Source organism: Bradyrhizobium sp. UFLA05-153, assembly GCF_054185185.1.
Map to the genome: position 1 here is coordinate 13,025 of NZ_JBBIAM010000014.1, position 14,886 is coordinate 27,910.

The 14,886-nt window shown below is 59.7% G+C and carries 5 protein-coding genes and 1 pseudogene; 2 read left to right on the plus strand and 4 right to left on the minus strand.

All coding sequences use genetic code 11. The features are described 5' to 3' along the window. Nucleotides 1-161: 161 nt before the first annotated feature. Entirely contained in the window at nucleotides 162-8,357 is an 8,196-nt protein-coding gene (xopAD, locus tag Q2941_RS10895; RefSeq protein WP_458192457.1) for a XopAD/skwp family type III secretion system effector, read from the minus strand. A gap of 648 nt (nucleotides 8,358-9,005) precedes the next feature. Here xopAD and Q2941_RS10900 point away from each other — a divergent pair. Both Q2941_RS10900 and Q2941_RS10905 read left to right on the plus strand, forming a co-directional pair. Then, the gene (locus Q2941_RS10900) at nucleotides 9,006-9,128 is read left to right on the plus strand and encodes a hypothetical protein (RefSeq protein WP_458192537.1); all 123 of its coding nucleotides are present in this window, start codon (nucleotides 9,006-9,008) and stop codon (nucleotides 9,126-9,128) included. Further along, a pseudogene (locus tag Q2941_RS10905) lies at nucleotides 9,071-9,264 on the plus strand (ATP-binding protein); the annotation flags it as partial. The gene Q2941_RS10900 and the pseudogene Q2941_RS10905, both read left to right, overlap by 58 nt. Nucleotides 9,265-9,398: 134 nt before the next feature. On the opposite strand, the gene Q2941_RS10910 reads toward Q2941_RS10905, so the two are convergent. The 3 genes from Q2941_RS10910 to Q2941_RS10920 are packed head-to-tail and all read right to left on the minus strand — an operon-like array spanning nucleotide 9,399 to nucleotide 14,886. Further along, the gene (locus Q2941_RS10910; protein ID WP_458192458.1) at nucleotides 9,399-10,565 is read right to left on the minus strand and encodes a Wadjet anti-phage system protein JetD domain-containing protein; all 1,167 of its coding nucleotides are present in this window, start codon (nucleotides 10,563-10,565) and stop codon (nucleotides 9,399-9,401) included. Continuing rightward, nucleotides 10,562-14,185 carry an SbcC/MukB-like Walker B domain-containing protein gene (locus Q2941_RS10915; RefSeq protein WP_458192459.1) on the minus strand — a complete coding sequence of 1,208 codons (3,624 nt, stop codon included), beginning with the start codon at nucleotides 14,183-14,185 and terminating at the stop codon, nucleotides 10,562-10,564. Before Q2941_RS10915 ends, Q2941_RS10910 begins: the two co-directional genes overlap by 4 nt. Beyond that, entirely contained in the window at nucleotides 14,182-14,886 is a 705-nt protein-coding gene (locus tag Q2941_RS10920) for a DUF4194 domain-containing protein (RefSeq protein ID WP_458192460.1), read from the minus strand. The genes Q2941_RS10915 and Q2941_RS10920 overlap by 4 nt, the downstream gene beginning before the upstream one ends.

A 14,886-nucleotide genomic window follows, 5' to 3' on the forward strand; every position in this document is an offset into this window, starting at 1 on the left:
GGCCTGCCGATTGCTCGCCAACCTGCCAACGACTTGGAAAGAGGCCGCATCTTGACCGACGTATCGGCCGATCCTCGAAGTGGAAGCGAGGTGATCGCCTTGACCGGCTCGTCGGGGCGAGCGCACCGTGTCGTGTCGGAGAAGCGATCGAGCCAATTTCATTAGCCTGAGCCGGCATCAGCCCCAAGTCTGTCCTCAAGTCTGTCCTGGAGTGCCGGCCGATCGGCGACGAGGCGGTCGAGGTGCAGCGGCTCGCGCCCTGGCCGCTCGCCTTGCGCCAATCGTCCAACCAGCGCCCGCGTGGCGTCCACGACAAAAACTCCGCAATCATAACCGTTCTGCTGCCGGGTTATGCGAGCTACCTGCAGACGGGCGCTCAGTCTTGCTGCGAGCTGTTCTGCAACTGTGTTGTTGTGAGCCCAGGCGGGGTCGTAGTGGTACGCAAGCGCGCCCTCCGGCGCGTGGCGATCCACGAACAGTAGCGACCAATGCGTGCCGCCGCCACCAGCATCACCATCGCTCACTGGCACGAGCAGGAACCTGGCGGTATCATTACCATCCCGGTCATGTACGATCCGCTGGAATGTTTCCAGAAAGCCGCTCCGGCTCTGGATCAAGCGCAGCAGATGCGCTTGGGCCGGCTGAACGAATCGCGTCTGCGCCGCCAGAGGTGGATTGCCCCTCTGCAACTGCTCGTTAAGGAGCGCGTAGTCCGCCGCGATATGCTCGTCACCCAGCCATTCCGTGGCGCCGGGTACCAAGCTGGCGCGGAGCGAGGCTCTCGGATCCAAAGATGCGACGTGAGCATCGGATGTTTTGCGCGGAAAGACCCGCGGATGATGAGCATCCTCAGGCATCATGTGCTGTGTCGACGGCAAATCATTCACGGACCCAAAATCAACCACGGACTCACGACTGCCGTGGACGTCTGACCACCGAGCGCTCGCAGGTGATGGTGCCGCGGGTCCCAGCCTCTGCTCATTGAGCCGAACCGAAGCTCCCGCGCTCAGAGGGTTTGACGCTGTGGGAAGCCCTTGATGCGCGTTGGACAACGAAGCGTTCTCCGCCGCGCCGCAGAGATAGCCGTGCAGCGCCGTCACACACGCATCCGCGTTCTTGTTGTCGTTCCTCTTATGGGGCGGAACGACCGTGATATCTGCTTGACGATACTGCGGGATTCGCTTCTTGACGATTTCCTCGAAGAGCTCTTTCTTGATGGCCATCTTGTTCGAACTCCGCTCGCCCGAGGTCTCCTCCGCCTCGTCGGTCCGCAACAACGGCCGGCTGGTGTCATTTGCAAGGCGCTTCCAAATTTCGCCGTGGTCGGTATCGAGCCAGATCGAGATCGCTTTATCCAGGATGAGGCGCCGCGTTTCCTCACGCTCGAACGAGCCACCGCCGGTTGCGAGCACCACGTTGCCTTCCTCAACACGCTGCGCGATCAAGCTCGCCTCGCGATCTCGGAACCACTGCCTGCCTTTGTCTTTGGCGTCGAAAATGTCCGTAACCTTCAAACCGGTCTCTCTTTCAATTTTTTTGTCAGTGTCGACGAAGGCGAGCCCCAGTCGCCGTGCGAGAGCAGGGCCGATGCGGGACTTGCCGGCGGCCGGTAGTCCGACAAGCACAATCGGCCGCGAGCCCAGAACAGAGACAACCTCTTTTGCGATCGGTGATCTCTCCGCCATTCTTGGCCGTTCGGCAACTCGCAGACCAAAGATGGCGCCGGCAGCGGATCGAGTGTCCAGTTCGTTTCCCCAGTGGGAAATCTCCCCGGCGCCCTCCGGGATCGCCACGTCCTTACAGACCTCGCGCGCGCGCTGGGCTAGTTGTCGTGTAGCCTCGTCCAGAGCATCTCCGCTGGCTTGCAGCCGCAGCCTTCCTCGCTCCTTGTAAGTATCGTGATTGGCAAGCTTGGCTTCAAAGCTCTGTGGGGTATGGAACTCTACCTCAAAGCGATATCCGTCCGGCGTGGTCAGCACAGTGGCGACGCCGAGGAACGTGGGATCTCGCATCCTGAACCAATTCGTGGTGCTGATCTCGGCGTAGCCCCGCTCATCGAACGCCAACATGGCCTTCTTGAAACCACGTGTGAAATCCTTATCAGGTATTACAAAGAGATGACGCACGGCGTTGCTGATCAGCTGTGTGTCGCCGTCAGACTTGGTGATCGCTCCCGTCAGTTGGTCTGTCATTGACCCCTTGGATCTCAAGCAGCGATTTAAACGAGGCATGCTCACCTCGATATCCGCCCGCTTGAGTATCTCGGCGACCCGAAGGGTCGCCGTAGTGATGTCGTTCTCTTCTTCCACGGCCCTTTCAGACTCCGCCCTGGCGCGCTCGGCAGCCTCCGCGCTGGTCAAAATCATCGTCATAGCGGAATCCTCCGTGGGGAGCTGTCGACCGGAGGGCTTAGGGAGGATGTGTTTGTCGGCAGCGAGCTTGATTGAGGCTTCCATGATCGAGGCCGCTAGTGTCGGATTGTCCTTCAGATCGTCCAGGGACGTATCGACATCGAACCTGCCCTGCTTGAGTGTGGCCGCTACGCTTTTGACATAGGGCACGGCCTTCAGGCCCGGCGTGTTGTGCAGGAGCCGCTGAAGCTGTTGGCTTTTTTTAAGGAACAGGCGGGCGCTTGTATCGGATTTATAGGCGTCGGTTCCGACCTTGTTGCCGAGGCTCAACAGGTTGATTGCGCTTTGTACGACGTCGTCCGGCTCGTAACCATCCGGTCTTGGATCGATGCGCGCAGGATACTGATCGAGTAAGGCCTGGACGCGGTCTCGCGGGTGAGCGGAGGCCTGATAGGCGTCCGCCAAGTCAGGGAAAAGCTCGCAAACCGTTTGGCTCACCCCGGGGTCTAGATCGGTGGCGCCTGCTTTTTCGACCGGGACCTGCTCATCCGCGCTCTCAGCCCACGCCTCCAGGTCGGCCACGAGTAACTCGGTGATCTCGCGAGCGACTGGATGGTCCGCGACTTCGAGCTCGCGCATCGCCCTTTCCAGCGTAGCCTGAATATCCTGCCCGCTCGTCTGCTCCCGGTTCAATAAGTCACGGATCTCTTGCCTCAGCCCGTGGTGAACGCCCTCGTAGATGCCAAAGATGGCTCGTTCCGCAAACCAGCGCCGGGCTTGATCGGATTGAGCCAGAAAGTTTCTCTGCAGCGTGCTATAAGTTTCCAAGGTGTCCTGCGTGGCAGCCAGGATCTGGTTGCCACGACTGAATTGGTAGCTGCCGTCCGCGATGGCGGGGGTATGCGACTTTGGCGGCTTGAGTGAGCGGATTCCGCGCGCCTGCTCCTCGGCATCAAACTGCCGAACATGCTCATAAAGCTGCGGCCGGTCCCCGAGAATAATGACCGCATCCCCATCGAAGTCGCCGTCGAGATTTTTCTGTTCATCCGGCGGGACAGCAACCAGGGACCCGGGAGCGAATATCTCGGTGGCCTGGAGGATGCCGACACAATCGAGTGAGGTGTCCGTTGTTACGCGGTCCTTGCGCTCAGTCCAGGTCGAATGGGACTTCACGTCCTCGGCCGACATCACCAGCCCACGATCTCGATAGTTGGACGGCCACACCTCATCAGGCACCACGATGAGAATGCCTTTTGCGAAAAAGATCGGATCGTCGGCCGCCAGTTGATCGCCTGACTTCTCGGCGACATTAAAGCTGTATTGCATCGCCACGCATTTATCGAGGAACGCCCCGGTCGGATCACCATGAGTTGCCGTCTTCACGCGCTCCGTGGTGAACGGGCGCAGGTTTGCCTTGTCATACGGGGAGCGGCCGATCAGCACACCAGCCGTCCCAGCCAACGTATCGCTCTTGAGCGTAGGCACATGCAGGTGGCCATCACCGGAGGGCACGGCGACCGCGCCGGGGCCTTCGATGTGTCCGGCCGTCACGGTACGATACAGCTGTTCCGAACTCAGCGGCTCCCCTTTTCTCCTCTCAAGCCAGCTCCTGGTTTTCTCGCGCACTTCCTCCGCCACGCGCTCGCTGCGCGAATAATATTGCAGCGCCGCGGCGGGCAGCGAGGCCCTCCTTTCCTCACCGTAGGCAAGCAGCCGATCAGGACCTTCGCGCTGGCTACCTCGGCGAACAGCTAACATGCGCTCGGCTAACGAGGCTCTGATGAAGCCACAGCCATCGTGCGGTCGCAAAGCGATCGGCCCCTCTGGTCCAATCAGCTTAAAGGGATGTTCCTCGCCGGCAGGGCGGTCCGGCAGCAGCGACAACTTAAAGGCCCCCTCCAGAGCGTAGTCATGAGGGCCAAGATCTTTGATAACAGGTGGCGCGGCAAACCCCCTACGCTGAGTATAATAATATGCTTCTTTAAAGGGAGCCCAGGCGCGCGATAGCTGCTCGAACGCCGTGCCCGGTGCGGTGTCGGCATACGGAATCGCTAGCAGCTTCCCGCCGGAAGCCGGGGGTCTTTGCTCGCCTGGAGCGACGGCAGCAATCTGTGAAAGGGTTGGTTTCGGCGCCTTTAACTTGCTTCCGCCGAACAGGTCCATGCGGTAGGGCACATCTTCGACACAGAACACGCGCCTCAACATGAAGGGACTCGGCTTTTGCGGTAGTTGCACCGCGACGACGGGTAACGCTCCCGACGTCAAGCGGTGAAACATCGAGTATCGCGTCTCGGGTGCCGTGGGCAGTCGGCGCCCCTGCATGTCCACGACTGGCAACTGCATCAGTCCCGCCTTACCCTGCGGCGGTCTAGGCTCGTGATCCATGGTTCGTAACACCCGGTGCGTATCGAAGACGGACGAGGGATGTTGAGTCCGGATCGCGCCCTCATCCAGCGTCATGAATGAGTCGAGCGCATCAACCACATCGTCCGTCTCGATCTGCGCGATCAGGTTCCAGCTCATGTTGGAAAGATCGCTTTCGATCAGGGCTCGTGTGTCGGCCAGGATCTTCTTGGTCACATGCTCCAGCTGTTGCCGCCTCATCGCCAAATCAGACTTTTTGCCTTCGACATACGGCCGACGGTACAAAGTCGACAGGACCTTACGTGCCTTGAGCACCTGAAAAATCGAGAGTGCGGGACGACGGGCCGCAACCGAGTCAGGGCTTCGCCGCTCGGCATTGCTCGTTGCTAGATATACTCCGATCTTCTGCTCTAAAGCTGGCTGCAGATCGTTGAGCAGGTTGAGAGCTTGCCTCCGGTGCCAGTGCATCGACTTCTGCGGGCTGCGGGCCAGCGGCAGCAGGGCGATGCAAATATTGCCCATGGATTCGAGATTGCTCTCGCCGGCAAAGCCCGAGGCATGAAGCAATTCCTCGAGCCGAGTTAAGCCTGTCGACGCGAGCAGACCGAGTTCGTCAAAAAGCCGAGCCTTTCCCAACGCCTTGAATATGTTGGTTATGCTTAAGAGATCGGCCTGCTCGAGCCGATCATTTGCATAGTGCAAGTAGTGAACCAACTGCTGTAGCCGGTCTTTGAGCAGAGTGGCCTCAGCAATCTGACCACTTTCCTCCGCCCTCATGAAGCTTCGTCCCGCAGCATTGGTGATCATGCTGAGCTGAGGCGTGGTGAAAACAGCGAACCGCTCACCTCCCCGACCAAGGTCGCGCGCTAGATGCACGACCACCTGGCTGCACGACGTCTCTCCTCGCCATTTGATGAAGCTGTTCATCAGGTCAGCCTGTTGCGGTGGAGTAAAATCGCAGAGCCGGCGGCGGAGGACCTCCCGAGCGATCGCGGCGGCGGCTTCGGAGCAGTCTTCGTCTTGAGGCCACTTGCCAAAGCCGTTTGCCAGGTTCGCCAACGCTTGGCTATTGGAACCGGATAGTCTGTCGCGGTCGCAAAGCTCACGGGCGATCGCAGTTGTTGCTTGGCGACAGCTCTCATCTGTCGGCCACTTGCTAAAGCCGTTCACCAGGTTCGCCGATTCTTGCCGGGTAAAAGCCGAAAGTCGATCGGAGCGTCTAAGCACCTCACCGGCGATTTTTATCGTGGCTTGAAACACAGCCGTCTTGTCCGGCCACTTGCTGAAAGCGTTCGCGAGGTTCGCCAGTGACTGCTCTGAAAAACCAGTGAGCTGACTGTCGCGGTCGGCACGGCCAAGGATCTCTTTGGCGACTGCGCTTATGGCTTCGCCGCAGGCGAGCTCTGCCTGCCACTTGCTGAAACCGTTTGCCAGATTGGCCAATTCCTGCTGCGTATAATTAGAAAGCCGGTCAGGAAAACTGAGGATCTGGTCGGCAATCACGACGGTTGCCTGACGACAGCCCCTCTCTTGCGGCCACTTGCTGAAGCCGTTCACCAACTTCGCGAGGTCCTCCTCAGGATAGTCAGAAAGATCGCCCGCTCGGCGAGCGACCTCAAGAAGCTCGGAGGCTATGACCACGGTTCCCGCGCGACAGGTCGAGTCCTCCGGCCATTTGCTGAAGCCGTTTACCAGGACGGTCTGGCCCTGCGGAGTAAGATCGCGTAGCCGCCCGCGGACAACCGCCCCGGCGATCGCCGCTGTCGCCGCTCGACAGTCCGCGTCCTCGGGCAGCTTGCTGAAGCCGCTCACCAGGTTCACCAATCCTTGTGGCGTGAAATGAGCCAGTCCACGGCGGAGGACCTCCCCGGCGATTGCCCCTATGGCCGCGCGACAGTTCTCCTCGTTCGGCCATTTGCTGCAGCCGCTTGCCAGGAGGGACAGGTTCTGATGCGCAAAATCTGAGATGTTCCGTCGGCAGATCTCACCGGCAATTGCAACGGCGGCTCGCCGGGCAGGCCGCTCGTCCGACCACTTTCCGAAGCCGTTCACCAGGTTCGCTAGGCCCTGCGGCTCAAAATCACAGAGCCGGCGTCGCGCAACCTCCCTGGCGATGGCGACTGTCGCCTGCTTACACCTCGTTTCATCCGGCCATTTGCAGAACGCATTCGCTAGGTTCGTAAGTGCTTGCGGATTGAAATCAGAGATGTGCGTGCGACGACACACTTCATCGGCAATCGCGACGGTCGCTCTGCAACATTTCGTCTCATTAGGCCACTTGCAGAAGCCGTTTACCAAGTTGGACAGTTGCTGCTGAGTGAAATGGGCAAGCCCCGCATGTCGGGCGCGGCGAGAGACTTCGCTCGCAATCGCGACTGTGGCTTCCCGACACTCCGTCCGTTCCGGCCACTTGCTTAATCCGTTCGCGAGCAATGAGAGACTCTGTTCGTTCAGGTCGTGAAGCACTTCGTTCTCATCGCAAAAAAACTCGGCGATCCTGATTGTTCCATTGCGGCAGGTACTCGATTGTGTGTGCCGGCCGAAAGACGCCGCAAAGAGCGAAAACGCCTTAAGGTCGACTTTCCTCATGAGGGCGCTATCAAGTCGTGACAGTTGAGCTGCCATGGCCTTGCAAGCGTCTATACCCGCTTGACCTCCGGCCTCCCGGCTCACCGCATTGCAGGTCGTGGCGTAGCCCCACGATTGCTGGCAGCGGATGTTCTCTTCCCACCGCGGGACGAATTCGGTTTTGAAAAGATCAGCAGACCTTTGCAGAAAAGCTGCTAGCCCCGGCATCTTCAACTGCTTGGGATTATTCTGTTGTGTATGGTCGACTACACTTCTCGAGAATTGATAGAAGTCATGCGCGCGAGAAGCGCGATCAATGGTCTCGATCGCTTCGCGCACTTTTCTACTCTCGAGCTCTGCACGTCCATAGCGTTCCGAGGTCGCGGCATACGGACGGTGCCCAGCCAGCTCGTCGATGCGACGCTTACCCGCCCTGGCGCGCAGCTGCGAAGCCAATTGTGCGTTTGCGGCAAATGTGCCCATTCGCGAGCTTTCGGTGGCTAGGTCACCTCGCCGATCCGCAAGACGAGAATGTGTTAAGCCGCCTTCCGAATCCTGCGCGTTGCGGTAAGTGGCATGGCGCCCCTCGTGAACGCTCTCTCCTACTACATCGCCGGAACGATCCGCTCCCGATCCAGCCTCCAGTCCCGACCCGCCTTGGCGTCGTTCCAGCGCACCTGTTTTGGAGCTTTCCGGCTCCAGATCGTCTCGCCGAGGATCGACGCCGGAACGAGAGGAGCTTGCTTTCCGAGTTTGCGCGCCACGCGCGCGCCCCGAGGAGCACTCGCGCTCGCTATTGGTTCCGTAAAGCGCACCCGCCGCGATTCTCGGTGCGTCACGGCCAGTATCGTAGAACGCGTCGCAAAGATCATCGCCAGGCGCGGACGCGGAGCGTATTGAGGAAGCCTTCACGGGCTGAAGCTCAGAGCGCGTCCGCGCAAGCACGGATCCGAACGCTCGGCCCGCTTCTCCACCGCCGTGGCTAGATGCAAACTGAGATTCATCATCCCGACCGATATCGCCCGCATCGAAGTCCGAAATCCGGGAGTTCATACGTCCGGTGATGTCTCTCATGCAGTGTCTCCGATGAGGGTAGGAATGCGCGGGCACTAACGCTCATGCCGAGCTACGCCCTGGACCGATATGTTTGGCGGCTCCTCAAGAGCTTAGGAGCGCGAAATGGCGACGCCAAAACTGAAGGATGCACAGTAGAGGCTAAGGGCACTTCGAGCAGCACCGCCACCGTCATCCGTCGCTGAAGCCGAAGCTGTCGCGAAAGGAGAAATACCTTTGCTAGCGCGCCGCGATGCTCGAGGTAAGCTGGCCATTCGATGCTCGTTGCCGCACGGACGCGCTGCTAACTCTGCCGGTCTACGGCACCTTGCGAAGTTGAGTTTTGATGTCAGCTGATGAATGTCGAATAGCGGATCATCGTTTCCATCTCTCACTCATGTATGTTGCCTTGAAATCGCAGTTAGCGCGAATGCCCTGCTGAGATTGGATGCGCCCACCAAGACCTTCCCCGCCTACACAGCGGAGCACATCGGTTGGATGGCCATAGACTGGGGAGTGATCACTTCAAAATGGATGATCCTAGCTGGAGCTATCAAAGGCAGACACAGCTAAAAGGGCGAGCTGACGAAAAGCTGACAAACCCGGTGCGGAAGATCACGGGTGCGGCCCAAACCCGCCCCGCGACCGTGGTGGCTGATCGGCGAGCGCGTGGCGGTGACAGTTGCGGCCGGCGAGGTGCGCATCCGCCATGGCATGCGCGAGGTTGCGGTCCACATGGCGAGCGGCGCCTGGACGATAAACTGCTCGCGCTGGCGAAGCCAAAGCTGCTGATTGTCGACGAACTCGGCTACCTGCCGCTGGAGAGCCAGACGCGGCGCATCTGTTCTTCCAGCTGGTCAGCCGCCGCTACGAAACCGGCGCCATGCTGATCACATCGAACCGCAGCGTTGCCGAATGGGGCACCGTGTTGTGGCGCTGGATGTTTGGCGGAAGCTGCCCGCCTGCTTCGATTGGATTTCCATTGTCGCCTACCCATCAGTTTACCACGACCGTCACGGGCTTGGGTGTCATCGAAATCCCGATCCTCGTCACCGTCTTCACCTATTCTTGGTCGATGAACCGACCGTACTTTTGCAAAGCAGGTATCAAAACGTCGTCGGCGTACCGACAGCCCGTCGAAAGGACCGGCTTTTGGCCAACCTTCCTAGCCTCCTCCGGAGCATGGCCTTCTCCCGCATCGAGCCGGATCAGCATGGGCGCGTATCCCGGCTCCCAGGCTTTCACTGAAGGAAAGGTTGTGCGAAGGCTCGAGAGGATGGCCATGCCAGCAGGATCCAGATCGCCCCAAAAGGCCGCGCTGATGTCGCGGTCGCTGTAGAAGGCTGCCTCGAAGTCCTCTACCTGTCTTGCAGTTGAGACGGTGTCCAGACAGTAGAAAGTCCTTGAGCCCGACGTTTTCCTCATTCTGCCGGCCGCGCCCATGAAGCCGCCAGAATAGATCAACGCGGCGCCTCCGTAGGGTGTGTGTCTTCCTTGCACGAAGGCATCGTTGGCATCGCGGACGGCACGCTCGAAGGAGGTCTTGTTTTCGACGAAGAGAATCCAGGAAAAGCTCCCCGCAAAATAGACGTTTAGATGGATCGGCTGGGGTGGATAGGGGCACTCCGCCAATCCCAGCAAGGCCGCGATCAGCTCGGACCTGCTATCGAGCACCTTGGAGAGGCCCCAGAAGGTTCGGCTAGATACCTCGCGAAGGTAGACGTTTTCCTGGGCATAGTAGAGGGTGCGGACGGAGATCAGGCGTTCGAAGACCTCAGCCGCGGAGCGACCCGCGATGGAAACGGGAAGCTCGCTGATAGCCGACTTGATATCGTTATCGAGATCGCTGCCCTGAACCAGCGATCGCCATTCCTCCGAATATTTTTGGCCAGGCCGCGGCCGCCCGTAGAAAGTGCGAAGACGGTCCTCGTTGCCTTCGGCGGCCGATAGCTCGAATACGGGCTCGCGGTCCTCGCGAGAGCCGTGGCGAGCCGCCCGACGATAGACCACTGTTCCGATGCCGGCTTCGGCAAGAACGTCGAGAGCATGCCAAGCGACGTCGCGGTCGGCAATGGTTTCGGCCTTGAATATCTCCGGGGCCGTGATCTGGTCGATCGAGATTCTTATGGCGTTCTTACGCTGTTCCGGCCGCGACCGATCCAGCCGATCGAGCGCGATACCCAGCAGACGCCTTGCGAGTGCATCGCCGAGAGCTGTTTCAGGGGTCATTCCGCCGCTTCGCCTACCTCTTTCTCGACGGGATTCGCTTTTTCGAATTTCGCGGTCACATCCCGGATCGTGTTGCGGCGATGCTCCTCGTAGATCTCGGCGATCCGCTCCCTCTCAAGATCGACTTCGTCGATCCAGGTCTGCGATCCCGCCGTCGGCGCCTTCGAGAAGCTGATGCGCCGGTTGAAGACGTCCATCAACGCCGCCATGGACTTGGTCGGCGCGGCGCAAATTAGCTGGAAGCCCATTTCCTTGGTCAGGAACGCAATCACGCGTCGGGTCCTGGCTTCGTCCATGTTCTTGAAGACCTCATCCAAGAACAAGGTCCGAAAATGGGAGATCTTCTGCTTCGAGAACAACTTGAAGCTTGCAGCGAACACGGCCGCGCGAATGATGTAGAAGGGGGTTTCCGCCTCTCCGCCGGATCCGGTACCCCAGGTCGATAGGTTGCGCGGATCTCCTCCTTTCGAGGATTTCTCGAAGTCGTATTTCTTGTAGTGCCGATAGTCGGCGATCCGATTGAGCTCCCGCATCGAATACTCGACGTCGTTCGACAGGAGGAGCGTCCGAAGCTCATCCATCGTCTCCTTTTCCTGGGGCGCGAACTCGGCCGCGGAAAACAGATCGGCCGGACCTGCCTCGGTGCGCTCGCGCACCGCACGGAAGAGATCGAGATATCGGCTGTACTCTTCCCGCAGCGATTGCGTCATCAGTATCTTGTCGCCGGAGAAACTGATGTCCTCGAGACTCTTATTGACCACTTCGATCGTACGGTCCGGTCCCGTGACTCTCTGCAGAATGCGCAAGCAGAAGTTCGACGTGAACGATCTGGTGAACTGCTGTTCGGCCAGCACCAGCTTTTCCCGGTGCTCGACGAGGCCGGTGTCACGCTGGCGCCTTATCTGATCCGCGACTTGGTCGAATTGAGACCGAAGCCACTCCGCCATGTGTTCGGGCGATGGTAACGGTGAGGGATATTGCAACGTGTGGACGATGATCTTCTGATATTCGAGTGCATCCCGGTTGTATTCTTTAAGCGAGTTTTCGGCGGCATTCTTGGAATCCTGCGCCAGTGATCGCCGCTCGATATTGCGATCATGAAACGATTTGACGGGTCTGCCTGACTCCATTTCCTGCCGGTATAGCGTTTCGAAAGGCAATTGTTTCATCGGTGGGACGCAGAAAAGCGCCGTCCGCCAATTCTTTTCCGAACGTTCGGCGTCGGGCGTCAATTTGACGATCAGAATATCTTCCGCGGCGGCTTGCCCGTCGGCGGCCCGAATATCGCGGTTGAGCTCGCCGACCTTGGGAAGCAGCTCATCCTTGCGTCTGGTGAAACCGGTGACCTTCGCTTTGATCTCCGCGGCCTGCTGCTCGAGCTCGGCGATGCTGGAGACGTCGAGGCCCTGAAGTTCCTGGGTCGCGGTGCGCAGTTCCTTGCCCGCGGATTGAAACAATCCGACGTCCAAGTCGTGCAATTCAGCGTGCTTCGCGCGTCCCATCAGGTTGATCGCACTTCGGACGCTCAGTTCGCTCGCTTCCTTCCTTCCGATCTCCACGACGATCTGGTTGATGGCATGAGCAAGCGCAGCCGCCTGACGTCGGCGGACTTCGTGGCCGAATACCAAGCGTTCGTCGAGCTCCGATCTGTTTCGGTAGTTGTACCCCGCCACGGAAACTCCGTCCTGCAGCAATCCGCTGCGAACGTTCTTGAGTGCTTCTTCGGTCGCAACGCAGACGGTCCTTCCGTATCGCGCGGTCAGATAACCGAGAGCCACTTTGTCGTCGCTTCTCAGCTTGCCGACGAGCGAGTCCGTCACGGCGACGCCGGCCTCCCTGAGGGCTCGACCGATCTGAGCGACTGACGGGCGGGCACCCGCGGCATCGCGATAGGAACGCAGCAACGCGATGACCCGCGTCTCGTACTCCGGCTCGTAGAGTATGGCGAACCTGTCGCCGCCTATGAATCCTTCCACCGCGTTCTGCCAGGACGGATCCCGCATCTCTACCACATCGCAGAGGATGCGTGGTTTCGCTTCGGGCAGCACCCGCGCCAGGTGGGCAGCGAATTCAGATACGCCCGTAGGATAGTTCGTCCGTCCCCCAGCCAATGCCGTTTGCCTGTTCTCGCTATCCCGGCGTTTCGTTCTCAGCAGATCCAAGTCCTGCCGCAACCTGTCTTGAGCAAGAAGAAACCACTCGCCGACGGAATCGATCTCGCTGATCCACCCCGATCCAACGGCGGCGTCGATCGCGGCGACGGCTTCCTGGAGGTGGCCGGCAGCGCCACCATCCAGACCGTCCCTCACCGCGCTGAAGTGCCCTTCCAACTCCGGCAGGCTGATCCGGTCTATCTTCTCTCCGACGGCGCGAAGCCGAATCGACGCGTCACGCAGATCTTCGATTCCAGAGCAGGCAGACAGCGCTTGCCGAACGACATTCCGTGCGGCGCTCAGCGTGCCGGTGGCGCTCCGCAGTCTCTGCTCGAAACTTCGGATCGCGTCCTCGCTGCGCGCTATCCGATCCTGGATCTCCCGTCGGATGCGATCGACGTCGCTTTCACGAATGCGGGTCCTCAGCCGCTCCCATGCCTCGTTATGGAGCGCCGCTTGTGTTCCGCACTCAAGGATCTCCTTGTTCATCTCGTCCAGAGCCAGGGTCGCCTTCTTCTTGGCCGCGAGAGCTTGATCCCGCCTTTCCACGGCGTCCTGAAGGGACCTGGCGGCTTCAAGTGCGGCGAACATCCACTCTTCGATGAAGTGTTTCGCTCCTTCATTGAGCGATACGTTGGCCTCTTCGAGGAGCCGAACGTTGTTCTCCATCTTTACTGCTTGTTGCCGAAGGTTCGAGACATCGGTGATCGTGGTCTTGAGAGTCTCGATCATCCGAGCATTGTCATCGGGCTCCAAGATGTCTTCGCGGATCAGAGCGTCGATATCGTCGGGCTGGCGGTAGGCGATCGAGTTGACGAAGGCGCGCATGCAGCCTTCCGCCTCGCGGCGGTCGACCGGGGACGATTGTCCCTTGAGGGCAGCGTACAAGCGGCAGACGTACTCGGTCTTCGTGCTGTAGTCCCGAACGGAATCCCTGCCGAATTTTTTGCGAAGTGCGACCAGGAGTTCGTTGACGGGGATGACCTCCTCGGCGCCGTCGATCATCCTTATCAGATCGGCCGAGCCGACCTTGGCGCCGAATACGACGATTCTTACATCCTCCAGCGATTTGAACACCGGCTGGTTCGCGAGCCGTTCCAGCCTCGCTTCCGTACCGACGATGGCAGTGAACGGTTGCCCTGCTCCTTCGTCTCTATCGTCCGGCTCGAAATAGAGGCCGGCATACCCGTGGGCACCGTGCTGGCGGTGCCGCTCCGCGCTGTCGTCTGCGCCAAGGACGTAGGAAGCGACCGTGCGCTTTGTTTTCTTGCCCGAGGAGGTTTCGCTCTGAGCCGAGTTGTATTTGGCGAAGCGCAGCTCGTTTCCAGTCATCACGCCAATCACGGCATCGATGAACGAGGACTTTCCGGCGCCCGTTTCGCCGCCGAGCAGCACGATATCGGCAAGCAGCACGTCGCCGATCGGTAGCTGGCCCCAGTTTACAGTCGTCACCTGGTTCATGATCATCCGGTGGCATCCATTTCCACATCTTGTGTGTCGGTCGGGGATTCGGTCGCGTTCTCGGAGCCATCGCGCGTTTGCTGGATCGAAGCGACCGCGGCTGCTACCGCGCTGTCGTAGACAAGCGAGGTGATCTCCGGCCGGATGCTGATGACGGCGTCCTCGTCCTTGAGCTCGTCGATGTTGAATTCGGCGACGCCATGCTTCTTCAGCTTCATGAAAATCGCCCTTCGATGAGAGTCCGCGGCGGGCAGGTCGACCTTGAAGTTGACCTGCATGGCGGTGACGAACTCGGTCACCCTGACCGCTACCCGACCACCGGGACCCATCCTGCGTTCCACGATGAGTTCGTCGTAGAGCAGCTTCAAGGTCAGAAGGGCGGCCGTGAAGTCCTTGTGGACGGCTCCCTTCAATTCTCTCCGGATTTCCATTTCCTCGCCGACGTCCGGCAATCCGATGTCGCGCGCGCCGAACGGTTGAAGACGAAAGTGCGAAGTGCTGGGATCGTGGAATAATGAGGCGCCATACACGAACGCAAGCACGTCCTGGATCTCGTCCTGGCATCTTTGAGCGACCATATAGAGCGCCCGGTGACGCACGCCGTCTTCGCGGGAAAGAAAGCCGCGGCTGATGAGAAGCGCATTGACCGCTTGAAATTCCTCCAGCCTGACGTTCTTCGCCTTCAACCGGTCCTGTATCTTTTTCAT

Bases quoted from the DNA above. Each gene is read 5' to 3' on its own strand.
- xopAD (WP_458192457.1), bottom strand. From the start codon at position 8,357: ATGAGAGACATCACCGGACGTATGAACTCCCGGATTTCGGACTTCGAT.
- Q2941_RS10910 (WP_458192458.1), bottom strand. From the start codon at position 10,565: ATGACCCCTGAAACAGCTCTCGGCGATGCACTCGCAAGGCGTCTGCTG.
- Q2941_RS10915 (WP_458192459.1), bottom strand. From the start codon at position 14,185: ATGATCATGAACCAGGTGACGACTGTAAACTGGGGCCAGCTACCGATC.
- Q2941_RS10920 (WP_458192460.1), bottom strand. From the start codon at position 14,886: ATGAAAAAGATACAGGACCGGTTGAAGGCGAAGAACGTCAGGCTGGAG.